25 protein-coding genes and 1 tRNA gene are annotated in these 25,468 nt (G+C 47.6%); 17 read left to right on the forward strand and 9 right to left on the reverse strand.

Annotation, left to right across the window (positions count from 1 at the left end):
• The 5 genes from FQ015_RS23715 to FQ015_RS23735 all read right to left on the reverse strand — a co-directional run.
• Nucleotides 1–960 (reverse strand): AIDA repeat-containing protein (locus tag FQ015_RS23715; RefSeq protein WP_202385167.1); only part of this gene is annotated, 960 nt, incomplete at its 3' end.
• Nucleotides 961–1,024: 64 nt separating this feature from the next.
• On the reverse strand, nt 1,025–1,144 hold the full coding sequence (locus FQ015_RS23720; RefSeq protein WP_072039660.1) for an ATPase: 120 nt from the start codon (nt 1,142–1,144) through the stop codon (nt 1,025–1,027).
• A 154-nt stretch (nt 1,145–1,298) separates the two neighbouring features.
• The gene (locus FQ015_RS24590; protein WP_115739501.1) at nt 1,299–1,565 is read right to left on the reverse strand and encodes a recombinase family protein; all 267 of its coding nucleotides are present in this window, start codon (nt 1,563–1,565) and stop codon (nt 1,299–1,301) included.
• A 331-nt stretch (nt 1,566–1,896) separates the two neighbouring features.
• Nucleotides 1,897–3,351, reverse strand: a complete 1,455-nt coding sequence (gene ypjCB, locus FQ015_RS23730) for a YpjCB family protein (RefSeq protein ID WP_039021938.1) — start codon at nt 3,349–3,351, stop codon at nt 1,897–1,899.
• A gap of 751 nt (nt 3,352–4,102) precedes the next feature.
• A tRNA-Ile gene (locus tag FQ015_RS23735) sits at nt 4,103–4,178 on the reverse strand.
• A gap of 559 nt (nt 4,179–4,737) precedes the next feature.
• On the opposite strand from FQ015_RS23735, the gene FQ015_RS23740 reads away from it, so the two are divergent.
• The 7 genes from FQ015_RS23740 to csiR all read left to right on the forward strand — a co-directional run bounded on the left by FQ015_RS23740 (nt 4,738) and on the right by csiR (nt 14,675).
• Entirely contained in the window at nt 4,738–6,990 is a 2,253-nt protein-coding gene (locus FQ015_RS23740) for an alpha amylase C-terminal domain-containing protein (RefSeq protein WP_160524575.1), read from the forward strand.
• 334 nt (nt 6,991–7,324) lie between these two features.
• Complete coding sequence (gene glaH, locus FQ015_RS23745; protein WP_000993113.1) at nt 7,325–8,302, forward strand: glutarate dioxygenase GlaH; 978 nt, start codon at nt 7,325–7,327, stop codon at nt 8,300–8,302.
• 19 nt (nt 8,303–8,321) lie between these two features.
• On the forward strand, nt 8,322–9,590 hold the full coding sequence (gene lhgO / locus FQ015_RS23750) for an L-2-hydroxyglutarate oxidase (protein ID WP_039021937.1): 1,269 nt from the start codon (nt 8,322–8,324) through the stop codon (nt 9,588–9,590).
• A gap of 22 nt (nt 9,591–9,612) precedes the next feature.
• Nucleotides 9,613–11,061 carry an NADP-dependent succinate-semialdehyde dehydrogenase gene (gene gabD / locus FQ015_RS23755; RefSeq protein ID WP_000772890.1) on the forward strand — a complete coding sequence of 483 codons (1,449 nt, stop codon included), beginning with the start codon at nt 9,613–9,615 and terminating at the stop codon, nt 11,059–11,061.
• A gap of 13 nt (nt 11,062–11,074) precedes the next feature.
• A complete protein-coding gene (gabT, locus tag FQ015_RS23760) occupies nt 11,075–12,355 on the forward strand; it encodes a 4-aminobutyrate--2-oxoglutarate transaminase (RefSeq protein WP_039021936.1) in 1,281 nt (426 codons plus the stop codon).
• Between the two features lie 236 nt (nt 12,356–12,591).
• Entirely contained in the window at nt 12,592–13,992 is a 1,401-nt protein-coding gene (gene gabP / locus FQ015_RS23765) for a GABA permease (RefSeq protein ID WP_039021935.1), read from the forward strand.
• A 20-nt stretch (nt 13,993–14,012) separates the two neighbouring features.
• Nucleotides 14,013–14,675 carry a DNA-binding transcriptional regulator CsiR gene (csiR, locus tag FQ015_RS23770; protein WP_039021934.1) on the forward strand — a complete coding sequence of 221 codons (663 nt, stop codon included), beginning with the start codon at nt 14,013–14,015 and terminating at the stop codon, nt 14,673–14,675.
• Here the strand turns inward: csiR and kbp are convergent, their stop codons facing one another.
• Nucleotides 14,676–15,125, reverse strand: a complete 450-nt coding sequence (gene kbp, locus FQ015_RS23775; RefSeq protein WP_000522415.1) for a potassium binding protein Kbp — start codon at nt 15,123–15,125, stop codon at nt 14,676–14,678.
• 83 nt (nt 15,126–15,208) lie between these two features.
• Nucleotides 15,209–15,367 (reverse strand): YqaE/Pmp3 family membrane protein, encoded by a 159-nt coding sequence (locus tag FQ015_RS23780; protein WP_000508177.1) that lies wholly within the window; start codon nt 15,365–15,367, stop codon nt 15,209–15,211.
• Nucleotides 15,368–15,549: 182 nt separating this feature from the next.
• On the opposite strand from FQ015_RS23780, the gene FQ015_RS23785 reads away from it, so the two are divergent.
• Nucleotides 15,550–15,849, forward strand: coding sequence for an ArsR/SmtB family transcription factor (locus tag FQ015_RS23785; RefSeq protein ID WP_000137280.1), 300 nt, complete (start codon nt 15,550–15,552; stop codon nt 15,847–15,849).
• Nucleotides 15,850–15,858: 9 nt separating this feature from the next.
• On the forward strand, nt 15,859–16,383 hold the full coding sequence (ygaP, locus tag FQ015_RS23790; RefSeq protein ID WP_001229453.1) for a thiosulfate sulfurtransferase YgaP: 525 nt from the start codon (nt 15,859–15,861) through the stop codon (nt 16,381–16,383).
• Between the two features lie 46 nt (nt 16,384–16,429).
• On the opposite strand, the gene stpA is transcribed toward ygaP, so the two are convergent.
• Nucleotides 16,430–16,834: a DNA-binding protein StpA gene (stpA, locus tag FQ015_RS23795; RefSeq protein ID WP_039021933.1), complete on the reverse strand. Its 405-nt coding sequence runs from the start codon at nt 16,832–16,834 to the stop codon at nt 16,430–16,432.
• A 667-nt stretch (nt 16,835–17,501) separates the two neighbouring features.
• Between stpA and alaE the strand changes: the two genes are divergently transcribed.
• Nucleotides 17,502–17,951 carry an L-alanine exporter AlaE gene (alaE, locus tag FQ015_RS23800; RefSeq protein WP_000492661.1) on the forward strand — a complete coding sequence of 150 codons (450 nt, stop codon included), beginning with the start codon at nt 17,502–17,504 and terminating at the stop codon, nt 17,949–17,951.
• Nucleotides 17,952–17,987: 36 nt separating this feature from the next.
• Here alaE and FQ015_RS23805 read toward each other — a convergent pair whose 3' ends face one another.
• A complete protein-coding gene (locus FQ015_RS23805) occupies nt 17,988–18,332 on the reverse strand; it encodes a DUF2002 family protein (protein ID WP_000281320.1) in 345 nt (114 codons plus the stop codon).
• Between the two features lie 151 nt (nt 18,333–18,483).
• On the opposite strand from FQ015_RS23805, the gene FQ015_RS23810 reads away from it, so the two are divergent.
• The 7 genes from FQ015_RS23810 (at nt 18,484) to proW (ending at nt 25,414) form a co-directional block, all read left to right on the forward strand.
• The gene (locus FQ015_RS23810; protein WP_001295174.1) at nt 18,484–18,813 is read left to right on the forward strand and encodes a DUF883 domain-containing protein; all 330 of its coding nucleotides are present in this window, start codon (nt 18,484–18,486) and stop codon (nt 18,811–18,813) included.
• Nucleotides 18,814–19,060: 247 nt separating this feature from the next.
• Nucleotides 19,061–19,306, forward strand: a complete 246-nt coding sequence (nrdH, locus tag FQ015_RS23815) for a glutaredoxin-like protein NrdH (RefSeq protein ID WP_001223232.1) — start codon at nt 19,061–19,063, stop codon at nt 19,304–19,306.
• On the forward strand, nt 19,303–19,713 hold the full coding sequence (gene nrdI / locus FQ015_RS23820; RefSeq protein ID WP_000080947.1) for a class Ib ribonucleoside-diphosphate reductase assembly flavoprotein NrdI: 411 nt from the start codon (nt 19,303–19,305) through the stop codon (nt 19,711–19,713). Before nrdH ends, nrdI begins: the two co-directional genes overlap by 4 nt.
• On the forward strand, nt 19,686–21,830 hold the full coding sequence (gene nrdE, locus FQ015_RS23825) for a class 1b ribonucleoside-diphosphate reductase subunit alpha (RefSeq protein WP_160524576.1): 2,145 nt from the start codon (nt 19,686–19,688) through the stop codon (nt 21,828–21,830). The genes nrdI and nrdE overlap by 28 nt, the downstream gene beginning before the upstream one ends.
• 9 nt (nt 21,831–21,839) lie before the next feature.
• Nucleotides 21,840–22,799 carry a class 1b ribonucleoside-diphosphate reductase subunit beta gene (gene nrdF / locus FQ015_RS23830; protein ID WP_160524577.1) on the forward strand — a complete coding sequence of 320 codons (960 nt, stop codon included), beginning with the start codon at nt 21,840–21,842 and terminating at the stop codon, nt 22,797–22,799.
• A gap of 355 nt (nt 22,800–23,154) precedes the next feature.
• Nucleotides 23,155–24,357: a glycine betaine/L-proline ABC transporter ATP-binding protein ProV gene (gene proV / locus FQ015_RS23835; protein ID WP_105278427.1), complete on the forward strand. Its 1,203-nt coding sequence runs from the start codon at nt 23,155–23,157 to the stop codon at nt 24,355–24,357.
• Complete coding sequence (gene proW / locus FQ015_RS23840; protein WP_105278426.1) at nt 24,350–25,414, forward strand: glycine betaine/L-proline ABC transporter permease ProW; 1,065 nt, start codon at nt 24,350–24,352, stop codon at nt 25,412–25,414. The genes proV and proW overlap by 8 nt, the downstream gene beginning before the upstream one ends.
• Nucleotides 25,415–25,468: the final 54 nt, after the last annotated feature.

Consider the following 25,468-nt stretch of genomic DNA (forward strand, 5'->3'; position numbering starts at 1 on the left):
GTTTTCCAGCAACACATTGTCTGCCACGTTATTGTGAATAGAGAATGCCCCTTCACTATTCGTACCGCTCACCGTCGTACCGTTAGTGTTTGTTTTTAAAATTGCACCATCGTGCTGGGTAACATTTGTTGCCGTACCACCACTAACATCAAGCACGCCACCGGAATAAATTTCAATAACATCCGAGGTGCTGGTGTAATCAACAATTTGCGTACCTCCAGAATAGATCTGAGTATATTTTGCCGTTGACTTATTATTCAAAGACTGAGTTCCACCTTCAATCGTCGTGTCCAGCGCATGGCTTTCATATACTCTTTGCTCACCGCCATTTTTAATGGTGGTTGTTTCTACTGTGCTCTGTTCAACATACTGTCGACCACCATTTATGGTTGTGTTCGTTGCCAGACTTCCTTGCGTGATGTCCTGAGAGCCAGACTTATTTATCGTTGTACTGTCGACATGCCCCTGAGTTGTTACTCGTTGGCTGCCACCATCAATGATTGTTCCATTCGCAGTCCCCCCACTTATGTGTGAATTACCCCCCTTAATTGTCGTTCCATTGCTGATACTACCTGTATAAACGTCCTGATTGCCACTCTCGATTATCGTACCTGTGGAAATACCCCCGTCATGAATTGTCTGTCTGCCCCCGTTAATGGTTGTATTATTAGCCTGCCCCACAAAATTGTAATGACCTCCTACATCTTGATATCCACCAGATTCAATAAGACTTCTATTAGATACCCCGCCATAAACATCCTGCTGGCCATGGTTGATAATATGAGTATTATTTGTTGTACCTCGTTCATCTACTTTTTGGCTACCATCTACAGTCTCATCGTTTACCACACCAATAACATTAGAGGTAAAGGCCGCCATCCCTGGTGGGGCATATATCAAAGCAGATATCAATAAGGAAAGTACTGAGCGACGACAATAATGGGGACTGGTCCTGTTCATAAATTTCATCCTCTGAAAAGTGAATACTGAGTAGCGTTTAAGCAACCTTAGCTCTGCTGCAACATCAGCCCATAGGCACCAGACCAGGGGATTCATCCTGAAGAGACAGCGCAAGTGTATTGTGTTCACCGCTCATCAAAGACATCATGATGAAATGATGATATTCCGCATAAGAAAGAGGCATTTTTTAAACGCAGTGCGCTGAAGTGTGGTTGGATAAAAAAGTCAATCTATTCAGGAAATACGGGCGTATTCTTTTCTTTCGACATTGAAGCCGTCGGAAAAATAAAATGATTTACATAATCGTTTCTGATGAATATCTTCTGCTCACATAAAAATCACACAATAATATTGAGATTGCAGATTGTTTTACTTTTACAGCTTTCGTCCCCCCATTGTTGGGCAAATATAGATTGGGCCAGAGCACGAAAGTTAATACCACGTTCGCACAGCTCCTCCAACAGCACGACAAGATGCCACATACTGCGCCCCAGTCGGTTCAGTTTACAGACTAGCAGTGCGTCCCCTACCGATAATGTCCTGAGCCGTTTGTTCTGTCCGGGCCTGCTGCCACGGTTATGCGCTGAAGTGGTAACTCTGAGCACGCAGTTCTTCAGTCAGGCGTGGTGCACCGTCACCCTATTATTGCTGGGTAAGATCAAAAAAACTTTCAGGCAGCTAAGGAAAGTTGAACCAGACATTAGATGAAATATTTCAACCAATTACAGCACCAGTTCAGACACCGAAAACTCATCAAATAAATCAAGGGGTTACGTGAAAGCATAGCCCCTTTTACTTTGGTAGTGACAGCAAAATGGATGCAGTGTGAAGAATAATCCCGTTTACTCAATCAATAATACATATTATTTCAATCTACGTTATTATCTCTTTGTAAAAATCGCCATTTATTTATCATTGAAAACTGCTTTTAGAACTTTATACAAGGGGCCTAGTCACAACAGGACTATTCTCAACGGGCTCATCCTCAGAGGAACTATCATCAAAGTCATCATCCATAGATGAAATACCATCGAATGGTGCCACGCCCGTGATCATTTTTATTTTTTTATTACGATCAGATAAGACTCCATTTAAACCGTTTTCGCTCACAGGCTTTAATGATTTTTCATAACTCTCATTGTTAGCAGGCGTATTAAAAATACACGGAGTATCAACATCAAACAATGACGTCCCCCAGCTCACATATTTAATATCATAGTCACTGAAGTTCTGTCCAGAAAAGAAGCACCCCTTAAAGTCCAATCCACCTAAATTATATAAACCACCCTCTTCTTTTGGGAGAGTAATTTTAATTCTGGCTATCTCCCAGACAAAATTGCCATTTTTGTATTTGAATACCGTTTCAAGTTCCCCTCCAGACAGCTTGACTTCTGGAAATAATTTGAAATTAAACCCTACATTATTATGTGTCAACGTAGATGAACAAAAGATGGAAAAAGCTTGCAGTGCTGAATTATAGCTATCGATTTTATCTTGAGGCTGCGCTCTTGGTAAAAACTTATAGCAACACTCATAAAAATTAAGTAGAAACTCTGATGACCTTCCATTTTTATCAAATAATACCCGCTGAAAATGCTGCACAAACTTATTCGTTTTTTCTTGAATATCTATGGTGTGTTCCTTTGACTCTAACAAAGATGAATCCTGTTGAAGTGCATTGCTCATCTGGTTGAGGAACAACTGCATTTCTTTCAACTTATCTCCATAGTGACCTTTAACTTGCTGAGAATTTTTAGTTACAGTTGAAACCTTATCTGTGTGGTTTTCATATAAATTAGGTGATTCCATACAGTCATTTGGCGGCGTTTCTGAAATAACACTACGCGTTCTACCTGGCTGAAGTGAAGCAACATGAAAATCACTTTTTCTTATATTGTCGAATAGGGTCTGTTCATTTCTCTTAGCGCATTCAATAAACTGATCAACATTATTTTTATTAGATGACAGGTTAATTTCAGAAACCGCATTTTCTTTGTTCTCCAGCTTTAGTTTAACGAGAAGGTCTTCCCACACCGTTTTTTTTAAAAATACTACATCAGGCTCACCATCAGCAACTAACTCTTGATTATTATCAAAGTGTACGTTGTTTACTTTTAATTTATTTTCATTAGCATCATATTTAATACGTTTTAATTGTTCTCCGGCTCCCATAATGACAAAAGCATTGCCTTCATGATACTTACATTCAGACATCATTTTTTGTAAAATTTCAAGAGCACCGTTATACGTCCCTGAGGCAGCTTCTTTACAAATTAATTTTATAATACTATAAGCTAGTAACTCCATGGATTTAGAAGATTTTCTTTCATTACAATTTCCACTATTTATAAATGTGCTAGTGTTAATTTCGTTGCTTTTACTAACTAACATTGTCTTTTCCTCAGTTAATGTCTACATGACTATTTTTAATGTTATTATTGTTTGTCACTATAAAAAATCGCTCATTTGAGACAATTGCTGGCATTAACAGCTTCATATGCTATACATGGTACTTTTAATTAATTTAGCACAGGAATGTTAAATTTAATAAACAAAAGGTTATTTCGCTGTATGATAAAAACCACCCGTTATAATTTATTTGTGAAAATCGTTTTTCGAGTATTAGAAATTTATATCTAAATAGCGTTGATTAATGAGCAAAGCAAGACTCCTGTAACGCTCACAAGACCCTTCTGCATGCGACGGCGGTTCTAGTCAGTAGTAGATGTTTAAGGCGTGGCAGAGACATTTCATCCTTACTCTACGGCATTGTTCTACATACATTGGTCGTGGTACTCACTCAGCATAAGTGAGCGAACAGAGAATAGTTCAGTGATTTGAGTAATTAACCTGATTAAATGAATGGGTATAATAAATGATAATACTCTGGCTTTATCGTTAATTACTTAATTCCACATGTAAGCAATTTGCCCGCTTGGCATAGCGGGCATTTTTTCCAGGTACTTTTGAATGAGTACTGATGGATAAATACATTGCAGTGGCGTGCCACGTACCAAAACACCAGCCCTCATTCGAAACCACCCACCACACTTCTTCCTTGAAATGGCGTTAGTCGTGAAATATAGACCGCAATCGAGTACCCCTTGTACCCTTAACTCTTCCTGATACGTGAATGCTGATATGGTGGCCCTTGCTGGACTTGAACCAGCGACCAAGCGATTATGAGTCGCCTGCTCTAACCACTGAGCTAAAGGGCCTTGAGTATGCAATAACAATACTTATAAACCACGCAATAAACATGATGATCTTATGATGTAAATAACAGATTTTTATGCGTTCTCATTCATCCTGGGTCGTCATTACCTGCGACATAAAACCCGACACCGCTTCCATTCACAAAGTCGATACTCTCAGTCAACAAGCAAATGCTAATACTTAGCACTATTTATAGTTACCATCGATTCAATGATAGTTTGTAATGATTTTGTATCTAATAATATAACTTTATTACATTAGCTGAAGAGTTTTCGCATCATTATGATATCTGTTACTTTTCACCCCATAAAAATAAACTTCATATAGCAATATATTCTTTCATAGATCTTATTCTGCTAATCATTAGTTTCGTATGAGCGATTTTTGACAGTTGCCTCTCCAGACCACATCGATAATTAAAAAAACAGATTTAAGCATTATCCTTTTCCATATAAATATTGGATAAAAGTAGGACATCTGTTTGCAATTACTTTCACAACAATTAAACATTTTTATGTTTCCGTATACACCATATTACTCTACCATTAGAGGAACTTTATTATGTTTTCTATAAAACCAGGACCAAGAAATTTACCTATCGACAACCCCACATTGTTATCATGGAACATTACTGACGGGGATCTAAATTCCAAATTAAATACATTAGAATATCTAAACTGTATAACAAATATTATTAATTCTTGTGGAGTTTATCCTCAGGATTTAAAAGACAGAGAAATTATATCAACTTTTCACGCAGAAAAAGTCATTAATGATCTGTTAAAAAACGATTATAAAATTTCCCTTTTTCCAGATACAACTTACCGAGAGTTGAATAAAGCAGCACAGCGTAGCATTACAGCGCCAGACAGGATAGGAGAAGGAAAAGCATGGGTTTATCAACGAGATACAATGATTGAAAGAGGTGATAACAGCGGTGTTCATCAGTATGGTCCAGCTGAACATTTCACTCACATTATATCTGACAAACCGTCTCCAAAAGATAAGTATGTTGCATATGCTATTAACATTCCTGACTATGAACTGGCAGCTGATGTATATAATATTAACGTAACGTCACCTTCCGGCCAGCAAGAAACATTTAAAATATTAATCAATCCAGAACATCTACGGCAAACACTTGAGCGTAAATCTCTTACTGCTGATCAGAAATCACAATGTGAAATCATCACACCCAAAAAACCTGGCGAGGCGATTCTTCATGCTTTTAATGCCACCTACCAGCAAATCAGGAAAAATATGGCCGAGTTTGCACGTTGCCATTATGGTTATATACAAATCCCTCCCGTAACAACTTTCCGCGCCGACGGACCAGAAACACCTGAAGAAGAAAAAGGTTACTGGTATCACGCTTATCAACCCGAAGATCTTTGTACCATCCATAATCCAATGGGAGATTTGCAGGATTTTATCGCATTGGTTAAAGATGCCAAAAAATTTGGCATCGATATCATTCCTGATTATACATTTAACTTTATGGGAATCGGGGGTAGTGGTAAAAATGATCTGGATTATCCCTCTGCCGATATACGAGCGAAGATTAGTAAAGATATAGAAAGTGGTATCCCTGGCTATTGGCAAGGTCAGGTCTTGATTCCCTTTATTATAGATCCAGTAACAAAAGAACGTGACCAAATCCATCCAGAAGATATACATCTCACTGCAAAAGACTTCGAAGCAAGTAAAGATAATATTTCTAAGGATGAATGGGAAAACCTCCATGCATTAAAAGAAAAGCGTTTAAATGGAATGCCTAAAACAACACCCAAAAGTGACCAGGTTATTATGTTGCAAAATCAATACGTTCGTGAAATGCGAAAATATGGCGTACGAGGTTTACGTTATGATGCAGCAAAACACTCAAAACATGAACAAATAGAGAGGTCGATAACCCCACCGCTTAAAAATTATAATGAGCGGTTGCACAATACAAATTTATTTAATCCAAAATATCAAAAAAAAGCTGTTATGAATTACATGGAATACCTGGTAACTTGTCCGTTAGATGAACAACAAATGTCATCGCTGCTTTATGAAAGAGATGATTTAAGCGCCATTGATTTTTCATTGCTCATGAAGACGATACAAGCCTTTTCATTCGGTGGAGATCTCCAAACCCTTGCATCAAAACCGGGTTCCGCAATCTCAAGCATCCCATCAGAAAGACGGATATTGATTAACATCAACCACGATTTCCCTAACAATGGTAATCTTTTCAATGACTTTTTATTTAACCATCAGCAAGATGAACAATTAGCAATGGCATATATGGCCGCTCTCCCGTTCAGCAGGCCTTTAGTTTACTGGGATGGTCAGGTATTAAAATCAACGACTGAGATTAAAAATGATGATGGGTCCACTCGTGTCGGCGGTGAGGCGTGGCTTAATAAAGGTTGCTCTACCTATCAGCAGCTCTACAATGAATTCCACGCATTATATATAGATAAAGAAGGAATATGGAGCGCATTTGAGGGTGTATTTGCAACTAAAAATGTTCTGGCCTTTAGTCGTGGGGATTCTGTGAACATTAATCACTCTCCTCATGATGGACTAGTTATAATAAATAAAGGAAACGAAGAAGTTGAAGGTACCTGGCCTAACAAATTGCAACCAGGAATATATAAAAACATGGGGAGTAATAGCGTTACCATTAATAATAATAATACACGCAAAAGTATTCCCCCTGGTAAAGTATTTACGCTTAGAGGCGGAGCTCTAAATATCAATATTCCTGGGCGCAGCGCTCTTCTTTTAGGGAAAACAGGAGAACCGCCGAACTATTTCTATTTGTAATTTAATGTTATATCTGCCCCGCTAAAACGGGGCAGATGATATGTTTAGTTTACTAACGGTCATTTTGCAGTGAAGCCATTTACTGTTTTTTATCGACCAGATAATCTGTTCTCTGATGGTAGCTCTCCCTAACCTGTTGCTTTAGTTATTCATTTCCTGTCTCCTTTGCCTTAATACCCTACATTAAATGTTACTAATTTGTTGCTTTTGATCACAATAAGAAAACAATATGTCGCTTTTGTGCGCATTTTTCAGAAATGTAGATATTTTTAGATTATGGCTACGAAATGAGCATCGCCATGTCACCCTACATCTCATAAGAGGATCGCTTCTGATGAATGCACTGACCGCCGTACAAAATAACGCTGTCGATTCAGGCCAGGACTATAGCGGATTCACTCTCATCCCGTCGGCGCAATCCCCGCGTCTGCTGGAACTCACCTTCACCGAACAGACGACCAAACAGTTTCTCGAGCAGGTTGCCGAATGGCCCGTGCAGGCGCTGGAGTACAAATCGTTTCTGCGTTTTCGGGTAGGCAAAATTCTTGATGATTTGTGTGCGAATCAGCTGCAACCGTTGCTGTTGAAGACGCTGCTAAACCGTGCTGAAGGTGCGCTGTTAATTAATGCGGTAGGTGTCGATGATGTCGCGCAGGCAGATGAGATGGTGAAGCTGGCAACGGCGGTGGCGCATCTGATTGGTCGCTCAAATTTCGACGCCATGAGCGGTCAGTATTACGCGCGTTTTGTGGTGAAAAATGTCGATAACTCAGACAGCTATCTGCGTCAGCCGCATCGCGTAATGGAGCTGCACAACGACGGCACCTACGTCGAAGAAATCACTGATTACGTGCTGATGATGAAAATCGACGAGCAAAACATGCAGGGCGGAAATTCGCTGCTGCTGCATCTCGATGACTGGGAACATCTGGAGCACTATTTCCGCCATCCGCTGGCGCGCCGTCCGATGCGCTTTGCTGCGCCGCCGAGCAAAAACGTCAGCAAAGATGTCTTCCATCCGGTGTTCGACGTCGATCAGCAGGGTCGCCCGGTGATGCGCTATATCGACCAGTTCGTCCAGCCGAAAGACTTCGAAGAAGGCGTGTGGTTGAGCGAGCTTTCAGACGCCATTGAAACCAGCAAAGGCATTCTGTCTGTACCCGTTCCCGTTGGCAAATTCCTGTTGATAAACAATCTGTTCTGGCTACATGGACGCGACCGCTTTACTCCGCATCCGGATCTGCGTCGTGAACTGATGCGCCAGCGCGGCTATTTCGCTTACGCCACTCACCACTACCAGACGCATCAATAAGCGTAAAGGAATTGAGCGGATGTATGATTTTGTGATTATTGGCGGCGGCATCATCGGCATGTCGACCGCCATGCAACTGATTGATGTCTATCCGGACGCCCGTATTGCGTTGCTGGAAAAAGAGTCCGGCCCGGCCTGTCACCAGACGGGCCACAACAGCGGCGTGATCCATGCCGGGGTCTATTACACGCCCGGCAGCCTGAAGGCGCAGTTTTGCCTGGCGGGAAACCGCGCCACTAAAGCCTTTTGCGATCAAAACGGCATTCGCTACGACAACTGCGGCAAGATGCTGGTCGCCACGTCTGAACTCGAAATGGAACGGATGCGCGCTTTATGGGAACGCACAGCGGCGAACGGTATTGAGCGCGAGTGGTTAAACGCCGAGGAACTACGCGAGCGCGAACCGAATATCACCGGACTGGGCGGCATTTTTGTGCCGTCCAGCGGTATTGTCAGCTACCGCGAAGTGACGGCGGCAATGGCAAAAATCTTCCAGGCCAGAGGCGGTGAGATTATTTATAACGCCGAAGTCAGCGCCCTCAGTGAGCATAAAAAGGGCGTGGTAATACGGACCCGTCAGGGCGGCGAATATGAAGCATCGACGCTGATTAGCTGTTCCGGGCTGATGGCTGACCGGCTGGTGAAAATGCTCGGCCTCGAACCGGGCTTTATCATCTGCCCGTTCCGTGGCGAATATTTCCGCCTTGCCCCGGAGCATAACCAGATTGTTAACCACCTGATTTACCCCATCCCCGACCCGGCAATGCCGTTTTTGGGCGTGCATCTCACTCGTATGATCGACGGCAGCGTGACCGTTGGGCCAAACGCGGTGTTGGCTTTTAAACGCGAAGGCTATCGCAAGCGCGACTTCTCATTTAGCGACACGCTGGAGATTTTGGGCTCGTCGGGGATTCGCCGGGTGCTGCAAAACCATCTACGCTCAGGACTGGGCGAGATGAAAAACTCGCTGTGCAAAAGCGGCTATCTGCGGCTGGTGCAAAAGTATTGTCCCGGGCTTTCGTTAAGCGATCTCCAGCCCTGGCCCGCCGGTGTGCGGGCGCAGGCAGTATCGCCGGACGGCAAGCTGATTGACGATTTTCTGTTTGTCACCACCCCGCGCACGATCCACACCTGCAATGCGCCCTCCCCGGCAGCGACATCAGCAATTCCTATTGGTGCGCATATTGTCAGCAAGGTACAAACGCTGTTGGCAAGCCAGAGGAACCCCGGACGCACGCTGCGAGCGGCACGTAGTGTGGATGCCTTACACGCCGCCTTTAATCAATAACCTTTGAAAACAGGATGTAGCGATGAAACTGAACGACAGTAACTTATTCCGCCAGCAGGCGTTAATTAACGGGGAGTGGCTGGACGCCAACAATGGCGAAGTCATCGAGGTCACTAATCCGGCAAACGGCGACAAGCTGGGTAGCGTACCCAAAATGGGCGCAGATGAAACCCGCGCCGCTATCGACGCCGCCAACCGCGCCCTGCCCGCCTGGCGTGCCCTTACCGCCAAAGAGCGCGCCAACATTCTGCGTAACTGGTTCAATTTGATGATGGAGCACCAGGACGATTTAGCGCGCCTGATGACCCTCGAACAGGGTAAACCGCTGGCTGAAGCGAAAGGCGAAATCAGCTACGCCGCCTCCTTTATTGAGTGGTTTGCCGAAGAAGGCAAGCGTATTTATGGCGACACCATTCCCGGTCATCAGGCCGATAAACGCCTGATTGTTATCAAGCAGCCGATTGGCGTTACCGCCGCTATCACGCCGTGGAACTTCCCGGCGGCGATGATTACCCGCAAAGCCGGTCCGGCGCTGGCGGCAGGCTGCACGATGGTGCTGAAGCCCGCCAGTCAGACGCCGTTCTCTGCGCTGGCGCTGGCAGAGCTGGCGATTCGCGCGGGCATTCCGGCTGGCGTATTTAACGTGGTGACCGGTTCGGCGGGCGCGGTCGGTAACGAACTGACCAGCAACCCGCTGGTGCGCAAGCTGTCGTTTACCGGCTCGACCGAAATTGGCCGTCAGTTAATGGAACAGTGCGCGAAAGACATCAAAAAAGTGTCGCTGGAGCTGGGCGGCAACGCACCGTTTATTGTCTTTGACGATGCCGATCTCGATAAAGCCGTGGAAGGCGCGCTGGCCTCGAAATTCCGTAACGCCGGGCAAACCTGCGTCTGCGCCAACCGCCTGTATGTGCAGGACGGCGTGTATGACCGCTTTGCCGAAAAATTGCAGCAGGCGGTGAGCAAACTGCACATCGGTGACGGGCTGGAAAAAGGCGTCACCATTGGGCCACTGATCGATGAAAAAGCGGTAGCAAAAGTGGAAGAGCATATCGCCGATGCGCTGGAGAAAGGCGCGCGCGTGGTTTGCGGAGGCAAAGCGCATGAACGCGGCGGCAACTTCTTCCAGCCGACCATTCTGGTGGATGTTCCGGCCAACGCCAAAGTGTCGAAAGAAGAGACGTTCGGCCCCCTCGCCCCGCTGTTCCGCTTTAAAGATGAAGCCGATGTGATTGCGCAAGCCAATGACACCGAGTTTGGCCTTGCCGCCTATTTCTACGCCCGTGATTTAAGCCGCGTCTTCCGCGTGGGCGAGGCGCTGGAATACGGCATCGTCGGTATCAATACCGGCATTATTTCCAATGAAGTGGCCCCGTTCGGCGGCATAAAAGCATCGGGGCTGGGTCGTGAAGGTTCGAAGTATGGCATCGAAGATTATTTAGAAATCAAATACATGTGCATCGGTCTTTAACTGGAGAACGCGAATGAGCAGCAATAAAGAGTTAATGCAGCGCCGCAGTCAGGCGATTCCCCGTGGCGTTGGGCAAATTCACCCGATTTTCGCTGACCGCGCGGAAAACTGCCGGGTGTGGGACGTTGAAGGCCGTGAGTATCTTGATTTCGCGGGCGGGATTGCGGTGCTCAATACCGGGCACCTGCATCCGAAAGTGGTTGCGGCGGTGGAAGCGCAGTTGAAAAAACTGTCGCACACCTGCTTCCAGGTGCTGGCCTACGAGCCGTATCTGGAGCTGTGCGAGATTATGAATCAGAAGGTGTCAGGCGATTTTGCCAAAAAAACGCTGCTGGTGACGACTGGTTCCGAAGCGGTGGAAAACGCGGTGAAAATCGCCCGCGCCGCCACCAAACGTAGCGGCACCATCGCCTTTAGCGGCGCGTATCACGGGCGCACGCACTATACGCTGGCGCTGACTGGCAAGGTGAATCCGTACTCTGCTGGGATGGGCCTGATGCCGGGCCATGTTTATCGCGCGCTTTATCCTTGCCCGCTCCACGGGATCAGTGAAAATGACGCTATCGCAAGTATTCACCGAATTTTTAAAAATGACGCTGCGCCGGAAGATATCGCCGCCATCGTGATTGAGCCGGTTCAGGGCGAAGGCGGTTTCTACGCCGCGACGCCAGCCTTTATGCAGCGTTTACGTGCGCTGTGTGACGAGCACGGGATCATGTTGATTGCCGATGAAGTGCAAAGCGGCGCGGGGCGTACCGGCACGCTGTTTGCGATGGAGCAGATGGGCGTGGCACCTGATCTCACCACCTTTGCGAAATCGATCGCAGGCGGTTTCCCGCTGGCAGGCGTCACCGGGCGTGCGGAAGTGATGGACGCTGTCGCTCCGGGCGGCTTAGGCGGCACTTATGCGGGTAACCCGATTGCATGCGTCGCGGCGCTGGAAGTGTTGAAGGTGTTTGAACAGGAAAATCTGCTGCAAAAAGCCAACGACCTGGGGCAAAAGCTGAAAGACGGATTGTTGGCGATCGCCGAAAAACACACCGAGATCGGCGACGTTCGCGGGCTGGGGGCGATGATTGCTATCGAGCTGTTTGAAGGTGGCGATCACAGTAAACCGGACGCCAAACTCACCGCCGAGATCGTGGCGCGCGCCCGCGATAAAGGCCTGATTCTTCTCTCCTGCGGCCCGTATTACAACGTGCTGCGCATCCTTGTACCGCTCACCATTGAAGACGCTCAGATCCGTCAGGGTCTGGAGATCATCAGCCAATGTTTTGATGAGGCGAAGCAGTAGCACCGCACCATGCCGGAGGCGACGCTTCGCGTCTTGTCCGGCCTACGAGAATCCAGGTCGGATAAGGCGTTTACGCCGCATCCGACAATCTGTACGTGAACAGGAATAAATCTATGTCGGCCGGATAAGGCGGAGCCGCTCTCCGGCAAAAAGAACCAATAACAATTACACGCGTGACCCGACGCGGGAAATGTCGGGGCGCTCTCCCAAGTGACACACTTTCGAGAGGATTCAGGATGGGGCAATCATCGCAACCACATGAGTTAGGCGGCGGGCTGAAGTCACGCCACGTCACCATGTTGTCTATTGCCGGTGTTATCGGCGCAAGTTTGTTTGTCGGTTCCAGCGTCGCCATCGCCGAAGCGGGCCCGGCGGTATTACTGGCCTATCTGTTCGCCGGATTACTGGTAGTTATGATTATGCGGATGCTGGCAGAAATGGCGGTTGCCACGCCCGATACCGGCTCCTTTTCCACCTATGCCGATAAAGCTATTGGTCGTTGGGCGGGTTATACCATCGGCTGGCTGTACTGGTGGTTTTGGGTACTGGTTATCCCGCTGGAAGCCAACATCGCCGCCATGATCCTGCACTCGTGGGTTCCAGGCATTCCCATCTGGTTATTTTCCCTCGTCATTACCCTCGCCTTAACTGGCAGTAATTTATTAAGCGTTAAAAACTACGGCGAATTTGAGTTCTGGCTGGCGCTGTGCAAAGTCATTGCCATTCTGGCATTTATATTCCTTGGTGCAGTCGCAATTAGCGGTTTTTATCCATATGCCGAAGTGAGCGGGATCTCAAGATTGTGGGATAGCGGCGGCTTTATGCCCAATGGCTTCGGTGCGGTATTAAGCGCGATGTTGATCACCATGTTCTCGTTTATGGGCGCAGAAATTGTCACCATTGCCGCCGCGGAATCCGACACGCCGGAAAAACATATTGTCCGCGCCACCAACTCGGTTATCTGGCGTATTTCTATCTTCTATTTGTGCTCTATTTTTGTCGTCGTGGCATTAATACCGTGGAATATGCCGGGGCTGAAAGCCGTTGGATCTTATCGCTCGGTTCTGGAATTGCTCAATATTCCCCATGCGAAATTAATCATGGACTGCGTGATATTACTTTCCGTAACCAGTTGCCTGAACTCGGCGCTGTATACCGCTTCCAGAATGCTCTACTCCTTAAGCCGTCGCGGTGATGCTCCCGCGGTAATGGGTAAAGTCAACCGCAGTAAAACCCCGTATGTGGCGGTATTACTCTCCACCGGCGCGGCATTTTTAACGGTGGTGGTGAATTATTACGCGCCTGCGAAAGTGTTTAAATTTCTGATCGACAGCTCCGGCGCTATCGCCCTGCTGGTTTATTTAGTCATCGCCGTTTCACAATTGCGGATGCGCAAAATTCTGCGAGCAGAAGGAAGCGAAATTCGCCTGCGGATGTGGCTTTATCCGTGGCTCACCTGGCTGGTAATCGGCTTTATTACCTTTGTGTTGGTAGTGATGCTATTCCGCCCGGCGCAACAGTTAGAAGTGATCTCCACCGGTTTATTAGCGATAGGGATAATCTGTACCGTGCCGATTATGGCGCGCTGGAAAAAACTGGTATTGTGGCAAAAAACACCCGTTCATAATACGCGCTAATAATGATCAGGAGTCACACCATGACCATTACGTCTCTGGATGGCTATCGCTGGCTGAAGAACGATATTATTCGCGGTAATTTTCAACCGGATGAAAAATTACGGATGAGTGTGCTGACATCGCGTTATGCTCTTGGTGTTGGGCCGTTGCGGGAAGCCCTTTCGCAACTGGTGGCGGAACGACTGGTCACGGTGGTGAATCAAAAAGGGTATCGGGTGGCGTCTATGTCAGAGCAGGAGCTGCTCGATATTTTCGACGCCCGCGCCAATATGGAAGCGATGCTGGTCAGTCTGGCGATTGCCCGCGGTGGCGATGAATGGGAGGCAGACGTTCTCGCAAAAGCGCATCTGCTGAGTAAGCTGGAAGCCTGTGACGCCAGTGAGAAAATGCTTGATGAGTGGGATCTGCGTCATCAGGCGTTTCATACTGCAATTGTGGCGGGCTGTGGTTCTCACTATTTGCTGCAAATGCGTGAACGGTTGTTTGATCTGGCGGCGCGCTATCGATTTATCTGGCTGCGGCGAACAGTGCTTTCGGTGGAAATGCTGGAGGATAAACGCGATCAGCACCAGACCCTGACTGCGGCGGTACTGGCGCGAGATACCGCGCGCGCCAGTGAGTTAATGCGCCAGCATTTACTGACGCCAATTCCCATTATCCAGCAGGCAATGGCTGGCAATTAACTACTCTTCAGGAATACGCAACACTTGCCCCGGGTAAATTTTATCCGGGCTTTTTAGCATCGGTTTATTCGCTTCGAAGATTTTATTGTACAGATTGGCGTTACCGTAGACCTGTTTGGAAATGGCACTCAGAGTGTCGCCAGACTTAACGGTATAAAACTGGCTGGCAGTGGCTGGTGTCGCCGTTTTCACCTGATCATCGACACTGGCAATACCGGAAATATTCCCCACCGCAACAAGGATTTTCTCCTTCGCCTCCTGACTTAAGCCGTCACCAGTGACCGTCGCTTTGCCGTCGGCAATTTGAATATTCACTTTATCGGCATCAGGTATACCGGTTTTGTTCAAATGCTCCTGCACCTTCTTCGCCTGATCGTCTTTATCGTGCTGACCTGTAACCGCGTCCCAGAGTTTTTCTCCGGCATCTTTCACAAAATTGAACAGACCCATAGCTACCTCATTCGTTAACGGAAACACTCAGAAAGTGTAGCAGAGGAACGCGGCGCGTTAACGCCGCGGGGGTGAGGACAGGTTTAATCGCGGGTTTGCACCCAGAACGCGTGAATCAAACCGGGGATATACCCAAGCAGTGTCAGCAGAATATTAATAATGAACGCCCAACCGAACCCTTTACCGAGCAGCACGCCGAGCGGCGGCAGAATGATGGTGATGACGATTCTCCAGAAACCCATATGTACTCCCTATAAGAAAATTACTCATTGTTTAAAAAGAGATTTTATCTCTTAAGCGTAGTAATTTTAGCGGAGCCTGCCAGTTTCAGCTTACGCTTTTACTCTCATTTACGCTGCTGATGCTGGCATATGTTGTATTTTTAGTTTAGAGTTTACTTAATTTAGAAAACACTTAAATAACTATGACTGAACTCGCGCAATTACAGGCCAGTGCCGAACAGGCAGCGGCCTTATTGAAAGCAATGAGCCACCCTAAACGGTTGCTGATTCTGTGCATGCTTAGCGGTTCCCCCGGTACCAGTGCGGGAGAGCTGACGCGCATTACCGGACTAAGTGCCTCTGCAACATCACAGCATCTCGCTCGTATGCGGGACGAAGGGCTTATCGACAGCCAACGGGATGCCCAACGCATTCTATATTCCATTAAAAATGAGGCGGTAAATGCCATTATCGCCACCCTGAAAAATGTCTATTGTCCGTAAGGAGTCACTATGGCTTTGACAACCATTTCGCCGCATGATGCACAAGAATTAATCGCACGCGGCGCAAAGTTAATCGATATTCGTGATGCTGATGAATATCTTCGTGAACATATTCCTGAAGCAGATTTGGCTCCATTATCTGTGCTCGAACAGTCAGGTCTTCCGGCTAAATTACGTCGTGAGCAAATTATCTTCCACTGCCAGGCAGGTAAACGCACCAGTAATAACGCCGATAAATTAGCAGCGATTGCCGCACCCGCAGAAATCTTTTTACTCGAAGATGGGATTGATGGCTGGAAAAAAGCAGGATTGCCAGTAGCGGTAAATAAATCTCAACCCTTGCCGTTAATGCGCCAGGTGCAGATCGCCGCGGGTGGTTTAATATTAATCGGTGTTGTACTGGGTTATACCGTAAATAGCGGTTTCTTCTTATTAAGCGGCTTTGTTGGTGCCGGGTTACTGTTTGCAGGAATTAGCGGTTTTTGTGGGATGGCAAGGTTGTTAGATAAGATGCCGTGGAACCAGCAAGCTTGAGAAGCGACGCCGGACGCGCCATAGCAGCGACATCCGGCCTCAGTAATTAGATCAGGAAATCGTCGAGAGATTTACCTTCTGCCAGCGCCTGAGCGATTGGCTTCGGTGTACGGCCCTGACCGGTCCAGGTTTTAGTTTCACCGTTAACATCGGTGAATTTATATTTTGCCGGACGCGGCTGGCGTTTTTTACCAGCGCGTGGTGCAGCAGCAGAGCTATTACCCAATAAGTCTTCCGGGTTAATTCCGTCAGCTTTCATCAGCTCCAGCCAGGTACTAATTTTTTCCTGGCGCTCTGCCAGTTCACGCTGCTGCTGTTCTTCTTCTTCACGTCTTTCTTTAGTGACAACCCTGAATTTTTCGAGCATTTCTTCAAGAACGTCAATGGAGAATTCGCGAGCCATCGCACGGAGAGTGCGAATGTTATTTAAACTTTGTAACATTACGGACATAATAAAGAAAACCTTTTAACGCCAAAACAAAAAAGTATTTCGTCACGTAGTGTAAGCGATCACTTATTATATTTCCACAAAATTTAATCTATTTACAGTCCTGCACGAGATTATTTCAGCTGTTATTTTCTGAAACTCTCAGAATAATTTCAAGATTATATATTAGCCAATTTGATGAGTAATTTCGGTTATTGGTGAACAGAGCGGCGCTCTCTGCTCGCTAATTCCGCAAGCCTGATAAAACCAAATCGAATAAAAATGCAATATATACGAATAAAAATAAACATCACTCACTGGTGCTTTCTGCTGTTAATGTACATTGTCTGGCATAAAAAATGCTGAAAATGACCCAGTCACTGCATACACCGAACTCTCTACGCTTATAGCGTTACCTCACCCCCAAACTTTCATTAGTGAAAATAAAGATACGTCCATATCTAATTGATTTAATTAAAAATAAATCATATCAGCATGTAAAAATCCACAATGTACAAAAAACGCGCCGCTACGGAATATTTTATCTACAAAAACAGATTAAATAAAAATTTTTCACTAATTGATTAGTCATAGCCAGCGATATACGCTATGCGAAAATGCAGATAGCAATGAGATCCACTGCTTTCATCTCTATTAACGTCCCATTACGCTTTTATTAAGGAGCATTAGCATGTTCTCACCGCAGTCACGCTTGCGTCATGCAGTTGCAGATACGTTCGCGATGGTTGTTTACTGTTCTGTCGTGAACATGTGTATTGAAGTTTTCCTCTCCGGAATGAGCTTCGAACAGTCTCTTTATTCCAGATTGGTAGCGATTCCGGTGAACATCTTAATTGCATGGCCATACGGTATGTACCGCGATCTGTTTATGCGCGCGGCACGCAAAGTTAGTCCGTCGGGCTGGGTAAAAAATCTGGCGGATATCCTGGCGTATGTGACGTTCCAGTCACCGGTGTATGTGGCGATCTTGTTAGTGGTGGGCGCAGACTGGCATCAGATTATGGCGGCGGTCAGTTCAAACATCGTTGTTTCGATGTTGATGGGGGCGGTTTATGGCTACTTCCTCGATTATTGCCGCCGACTGTTTAAAGTCAGCCGTTACCAGCAGGTAAAAGCCTGACCCTTCCTTTCGCGACTGGCATCGCCAGTCGCGTCTTTAACTGGCTTCGCCAAATAAACCATTCAAATAACGTTCAAGCGCAACACGCGAACTAAAGCCATGTGGGATACCGTAATGCTCATGACGTTCACCCGCTAAATAGAGCGGAAATTGCTGGTAATGATCGCAAGTTTTAATATCGGAAGCGGGTTCAGCCAGTGTTGAACTGCGTTCTTTTAATGTTGGATGAATTACCAGAGCGGTACGTCCCATTCGCGCTTCGCGATTAACATAGACATAATTTTCCCCACGGCGGTAACCATACGCTTTCTGAGTTACCACATCGACAGTAAAACCGACTTTTTCAAGTACGCGCGCCACCTCGTCTGGTCGTAAATACATATTTGATCCTCGTTATTATCAACCGCGGGCCTACCTTACCTGATTGCGCATTCACAACGCTTTCAGAAAAGTCCATAAAGCCGCGATGAACCTCAATTAAGAAAATTATGGTCTACACTGAAAATTACATCGAATTCTAATGGGGGATCATATGTTTAACCGACCGAACCGCAACGACGTCGATGATGGCGTGCAGGATATCCAGAATGATGTCAATCAATTGGCTGACAGTCTCGAGTCTGTATTGAAGTCCTGGGGCAGCGACGCCAAAGGGGAAGCCGAAGCCGCTCGTAGTAAAGCGCAGGCTCTACTGAAAGAAACCAGAGCGCGAATGCATGGTCGTACTCGCGTCCAGCAAGCCGCGCGCGATGCCGTTGGCTGCGCGGATTCTTTTGTTCGTGAAAGACCCTGGTGTAGCGTGGGTACAGCAGCTGCGGTAGGTATTTTTATCGGCGCACTGTTAAGCATGCGCAAATCGTAGTGCAACAATGATAATAAATACGCGTCTTTGACCCCGAAGCCTGGCTTCGGGGTTTCTTTTTGCCTGGTGAATCACAAAAATCCCCCTACCCCGTCACGCTCATACCCAGGGTAATTTCGACCACTATTTGCTATATATTGTGTGGTTGAATCTTTTTTCAACTACATCTAGTATCTCTGTATCAACAGAGAGACAACCCGACGCGTATCATCGCGCCGTATCTTCATTTTAAACGGAAATACGAATCATGCGCATTACTATTTACACTCGTAACGATTGCGTTCAGTGCCACGCCACCAAACGGGCGATGGAAAACCGGGGCTTTGATTTTGAAATGATTAATGTCGATCGCGTTCCTGAAGCGGCGGAAGCGTTACGTGCTCAGGGCTTTCGTCAGTTGCCGGTAGTGATTGCAGGCGATCTTAGCTGGTCTGGTTTCCGCCCGGACATGATCAATCGTCTGCATTCAGCGCCACACGCGGCCAGTGCATGAGCCAACTCGTCTACTTTTCCAGCAGCTCCGAAAATACGCAGCGTTTTATCGAACGTTTAGGACTGCCCGCGGTGCGCATCCCGCTCAATGAGCGGGAACGGATTCAGGTAGACGAGCCTTACATCCTGATCGTGCCCTCTTACGGCGGCGGCGGTACGGCTGGCGCGGTGCCACGACAGGTAATTCGCTTTTTAAACGACGAGCACAACCGGGCGTTGCTTCGCGGCGTTATTGCTTCGGGTAATCGCAACTTTGGTGAGGCGTATGGCCGCGCCGGAGATGTGATTGCCCGGAAATGCGGCGTGCCGTGGCTGTACCGCTTTGAACTCATGGGTACGCAAAGCGATATCGAAAACGTTCGTAAAGGAGTAACCGAATTTTGGCAACGACAACCGCAGAACGCCTGACGCAGGAAACGATGGATTACCACGCTCTGAATGCGATGCTTAATATTTACGATAACGCGGGTCGCATTCAGTTCGATAAAGACCGCCAGGCAGTAGATGCATTTTTGGCGACGCATGTACGCCCGAATATCGTGACCTTCAGCAGCCAACAGCAGCGCCTGAACTGGCTGGTCAACGAGGGTTACTATGATGAAAGCGTCCTCAACCGTTACTCTCGCGAATTTGTCATTACGCTGTTTGCCCACGCACACGCCAGCGGTTTTCGTTTTCAGACATTCCTCGGAGCATGGAAGTTTTACACCAGCTATACGTTGAAGACATTCGACGGTAAGCGTTATCTGGAAGATTTTGCCGATCGAGTCACGATGGTGGCGCTGACGCTGGCACAAGGCGATAAAACACTGGCGACGCAACTGACCGATGAGATGCTGTCAGGACGCTTTCAGCCTGCAACACCGACATTCCTCAACTGTGGTAAGCAGCAGCGCGGCGAACTGGTTTCCTGTTTTTTGCTGCGTATTGAAGACAATATGGAGTCGATTGGCCGGGCGGTAAATTCCGCACTACAACTGTCGAAACGCGGCGGCGGCGTGGCATTTTTGCTGTCGAATCTGCGGGAAGCGGGCGCGCCAATTAAACGTATTGAAAATCAATCTTCTGGCGTGATTCCGGTGATGAAAATGCTGGAAGACGCATTTTCCTATGCCAACCAGCTCGGCGCGCGTCAGGGTGCTGGCGCAGTCTATTTACATGCCCATCATCCCGATATACTGCGTTTTCTCGATACAAAGCGGGAAAATGCCGACGAGAAAATCCGCATTAAAACACTGTCGCTGGGCGTGGTTATCCCGGATATCACCTTCCATCTGGCAAAAGAGAATGCGCAGATGGCACTGTTTTCGCCCTATGACATTGAGCGTGTTTATGGCAAGCCGTTTGCCGATATCGCCATCAGTGAACACTATGACGAACTGGTTGCCGATGAGCGAATCCGCAAAAAATACATCAACGCCCGTGATTTCTTCCAGCGACTGGCAGAAATCCAGTTTGAGTCCGGCTATCCCTACATCATGTATGAAGACACGGTTAACCGTGCTAACCCTATCGCCGGGCGCATAAATATGAGCAATCTCTGCTCAGAAATTTTGCAGGTTAACAGCGCCTCAGAGTATGACGAGAATCTCGACTATGCCCGCACAGGCCATGATATTTCCTGCAATTTAGGTTCGTTGAATATTGCCCACACCATGGATTCCCCCGATTTTGCCCGCACGGTAGAGACTGCCGTGCGCGGTTTAACTGCGGTGTCAGATATGAGTCATATTCGCAGCGTGCCGTCCATCGAAGCCGGAAATGCCGCCTCACACGCTATCGGTCTGGGGCAGATGAATTTACACGGTTATCTGGCGCGAGAAGGCATCGCCTATGGTTCGCCGGAAGCACTGGATTTCACCAATCTCTATTTCTACACCATCACCTGGCACGCGCTGCGTACCTCAATGTTGCTGGCGCGCGAACGCGGTGAAACCTTCGCCGGGTTCAAACAGTCACGCTATGCCAATGGTGAATATTTCAGCCAATATCTGCAAGGGAACTGGCAGCCGAAAACGGCGATAGTTGGCGAGTTGTTTGCTCGCAGCGGTATTACGTTACCTACCCGCGAAATGTGGGCGCAACTGCGCGACGACGTGATGCGCTATGGCATATACAACCAAAATCTCCAGGCGGTGCCGCCAACCGGTTCCATCTCTTATATCAACCATGCCACGTCGAGTATTCATCCGATTGTGGCGAAAGTAGAGATACGCAAAGAAGGCAAAACAGGACGCGTTTACTACCCTGCCCCATTTATGACTAACGAGAATCTGGCGCTGTATCAGGACGCTTACGAAATCGGCGCAGAAAAGATCATCGACACCTACGCCGAAGCGACTCGCCATGTCGATCAGGGGCTGTCGCTGACACTGTTTTTCCCCGATACCGCCACCACTCGCGATATCAACAAAGCGCAGATTTACGCCTGGCGCAAAGGTATCAAAACGCTCTACTACATCCGCCTGCGTCAGATGGCGCTGGAAGGCACTGAAATTGAAGGCTGCGTCTCCTGTGCACTTTAAGGAATATCTATGAAACTCTCACGTATCAGCGCCATCAACTGGAACAAGATAACAGACGATAAAGATCTGGAGGTGTGGAATCGCCTGACCAGCAATTTCTGGCTACCAGAAAAGGTGCCGCTGTCGAACGATATTCCTGCATGGCAGACATTAAGTGTCGTAGAACAACAACTGACGATGCGCGTTTTTACTGGCCTGACGCTGCTCGACACGCTGCAAAATGTTATCGGCGCGCCTTCGCTGATGCCCGATGCACTCACGCCCCATGAAGAGGCGGTATTATCGAATATCAGCTTTATGGAAGCGGTTCATGCCCGCTCTTACAGTTCGATTTTCTCGACGCTGTGCCAGACCAAAGATGTCGATGCCGCCTACGCCTGGAGTGAAGAAAACGCGCCGTTGCAGCGAAAAGCACAGATTATTCAGCAACATTATCGCGGTGATAATCCGCTGAAAAAGAAAATCGCCAGTGTGTTTCTTGAATCATTTTTGTTCTATTCCGGTTTCTGGCTACCGATGTATTTCTCCAGCCGCGGAAAGCTAACTAATACCGCAGACCTGATCCGTCTGATTATCCGCGATGAAGCAGTGCACGGTTATTACATCGGCTATAAATATCAGAAAAACCTTGAAAAGATCTCCCTGGCGCAACGTGAAGAGTTGAAGAGTTTCGCCTTCGATTTGCTACTGGAACTTTACGACAACGAGTTGCAATACACCGATGAGCTCTATGCCGAAACCACATGGGCTGACGATGTGAAAGCGTTTCTCTGTTACAACGCCAATAAGGCGTTGATGAATCTGGGCTACGAACCATTATTTCCCGCAGAAATGGCGGAAGTGAATCCGGCAATCCTCGCCGCGCTTTCGCCGAATGCCGATGAAAATCACGATTTCTTTTCTGGTTCAGGCTCCTCTTACGTGATGGGAAAAGCGGTCGAAACAGTAGATGAAGACTGGAATTTCTGAGTGTGTTATTTTCAAAAATATCACCAACCACAGTAGGGAAATAATTCCCGCCAAATAGCTTTTTATCACGCAAATATTTTGTGGTGATCTACACTGATACTCTGTTGCATTATTCGCCTGAAACCACAATATTCAGGCGTTTTTTCGCTATCTATGACAAAAAAATATCAACTTTCTCGATTTGCTCTCAGCCCTTATATCATGGGAAATTCCGGCGATTTGCTCGCATCAATATTCATGCCACATTTGCCATCAGGGGTTGCCTCAGATTCTCAGTATGTTAGGGTAGAAAAAAGTGACTATTTCCATTGGGTAATGTATCGACATAAACAAATAACAGGAATCTTTCTATTGCATGGCAATTAAATTAGAAATTAAAAATCTCTATAAAATATTTGGCGAGCATCCTCAGCGAGCGTTCAAATATATCGAACAAGGACTTTCAAAAGAACAAATTCTGGAAAAAACCGGGCTATCGCTTGGCGTAAAAGACGCCAGTCTGGCCATTGAAGAAGGCGAGATATTTGTCATCATGGGATTATCCGGTTCGGGTAAATCCACAATGGTACGCCTTCTCAATCGCCTGATTGAACCCACCCGCGGGCAAGTGCTGATTGATGGTGTGGATATTGCCAAAATATCCGACGCCGAACTCCGTGAGGTGCGCAGAAAAAAGATTGCGATGGTCTTCCAGTCCTTTGCCTTAATGCCGCATATGACCGTGCTGGACAATACTGCATTCGGTATGGAATTGGCCGGAGTTAATGCCGAAGAACGCCGGGAAAAAGCCATTGATGCACTGCGTCAGGTCGGGCTGGAAAATTATGCCCATAGCTACCCGGATGAACTCTCTGGCGGGATGCGTCAACGTGTGGGATTAGCACGCGCATTAGCAATTAATCCGGATATATTATTAATGGACGAAGCCTTCTCGGCGCTTGATCCATTAATTCGCACTGAGATGCAGGATGAGCTGGTAAAATTACAGGCGAAACATCAACGTACCATTGTCTTTATTTCCCACGATCTCGATGAAGCTATGCGTATTGGCGACCGAATTGCCATTATGCAAAATGGCGAAGTGGTACAAGTCGGCACACCGGATGAAATTCTCAATAATCCGGCGAATGATTATGTCCGTACCTTCTTCCGTGGCGTCGATATTAGCCAGGTGTTCAGTGCAAAAGATATTGCCCGTCGTACACCGAACGGCTTAATTCGTAAAACCCCCGGCTTCGGCCCGCGTTCGGCATTGAAATTATTGCAGGATGAAGACCGCGAATATGGCTACGTTATCGAACGCGGTAATAAGTTTGTCGGCGCTGTGTCTATCGATTCGCTTAAAACCGCGTTAACGCAGCAGCAAGGTCTTGATGCGGCGCTGATTGATGCGCCATTAGCAGTCGATGCGCAAACGCCTCTTAGCGAGTTGCTCTCTCATGTCGGACAAGCGCCCTGTGCGGTGCCCGTGGTCGACGAGGACCAACAGTATGTCGGCATCATTTCGAAAGGAATGCTGCTGCGCGCTTTAGATCGTGAGGGGGTAAATAATGGCTGATCAAAATAATCCGTGGGATACCACGCCAGCGGCGGACAGTGCTGCACAATCCGCAGACGCCTGGGGTACACCGGCGACTGCACCGACTGACGGCGGTGGCGCTGGCTGGCTGACCAGTACGCCTGCGCCAAATGTCGAACATTTTAATATTCTCGATCCGTTCCATAAAACGCTGATCCCGCTCGACAGTTGGGTCACTGAAGGGATCGACTGGGTCGTTACCCATTTCCGTCCCGTCTTCCAGGGCGTTCGCGTTCCGGTCGATTACATCCTTAACGGTTTCCAGCAATTGCTGCTGGGTATGCCCGCGCCGGTGGCGATTATCGTTTTCGCTCTCATCGCCTGGCAGATTTCCGGGGTCGGAATGGGCGTGGCGACGCTGGTTTCGCTGATTGCCATCGGCGCAATCGGTGCCTGGTCGCAGGCCATGGTTACCCTGGCGCTGGTGTTAACCGCCCTGCTGTTCTGTATCGTCATCGGTTTGCCGTTGGGGATCTGGCTGGCGAGAAGTCCGCGAGCGGCGAAAATTATTCGTCCACTGCTTGATGCCATGCAGACCACGCCAGCGTTTGTTTATCTGGTGCCAATCGTCATGCTGTTTGGTATCGGCAACGTGCCGGGCGTAGTGGTGACTATAATCTTTGCTCTGCCGCCGATTATCCGTCTGACTATTCTTGGTATTAATCAGGTTCCGGCGGATTTAATTGAAGCCTCGCGCTCATTCGGTGCCAGCCCGCGTCAAATGCTGTTCAAAGTTCAGTTACCGCTGGCGATGCCGACCATTATGGCGGGCGTTAACCAGACGCTGATGCTGGCCCTTTCTATGGTGGTCATTGCCTCGATGATTGCCGTCGGTGGGCTGGGTCAGATGGTACTTCGCGGTATCGGTCGTCTGGATATGGGCCTTGCCACCGTTGGCGGCGTCGGGATTGTGATCCTCGCCATTATCCTCGACCGCCTGACGCAGGCCGTTGGGCGCGACTCACGCAGTCGCGGCAACCGTCGCTGGTACACCACTGGCCCTGTCGGTCTGCTGACCCGCCCATTCATTAAGTAACTCTGCACTTGCCCGGTGACGCCGGGCATTATCACCCTGCCAAAAAAAGGAATA

The organism is Escherichia sp. HH26CH, from assembly GCF_009820205.1.
In the GTDB taxonomy this organism is placed as follows: domain Bacteria; phylum Pseudomonadota; class Gammaproteobacteria; order Enterobacterales; family Enterobacteriaceae; genus Escherichia; species Escherichia coli_F.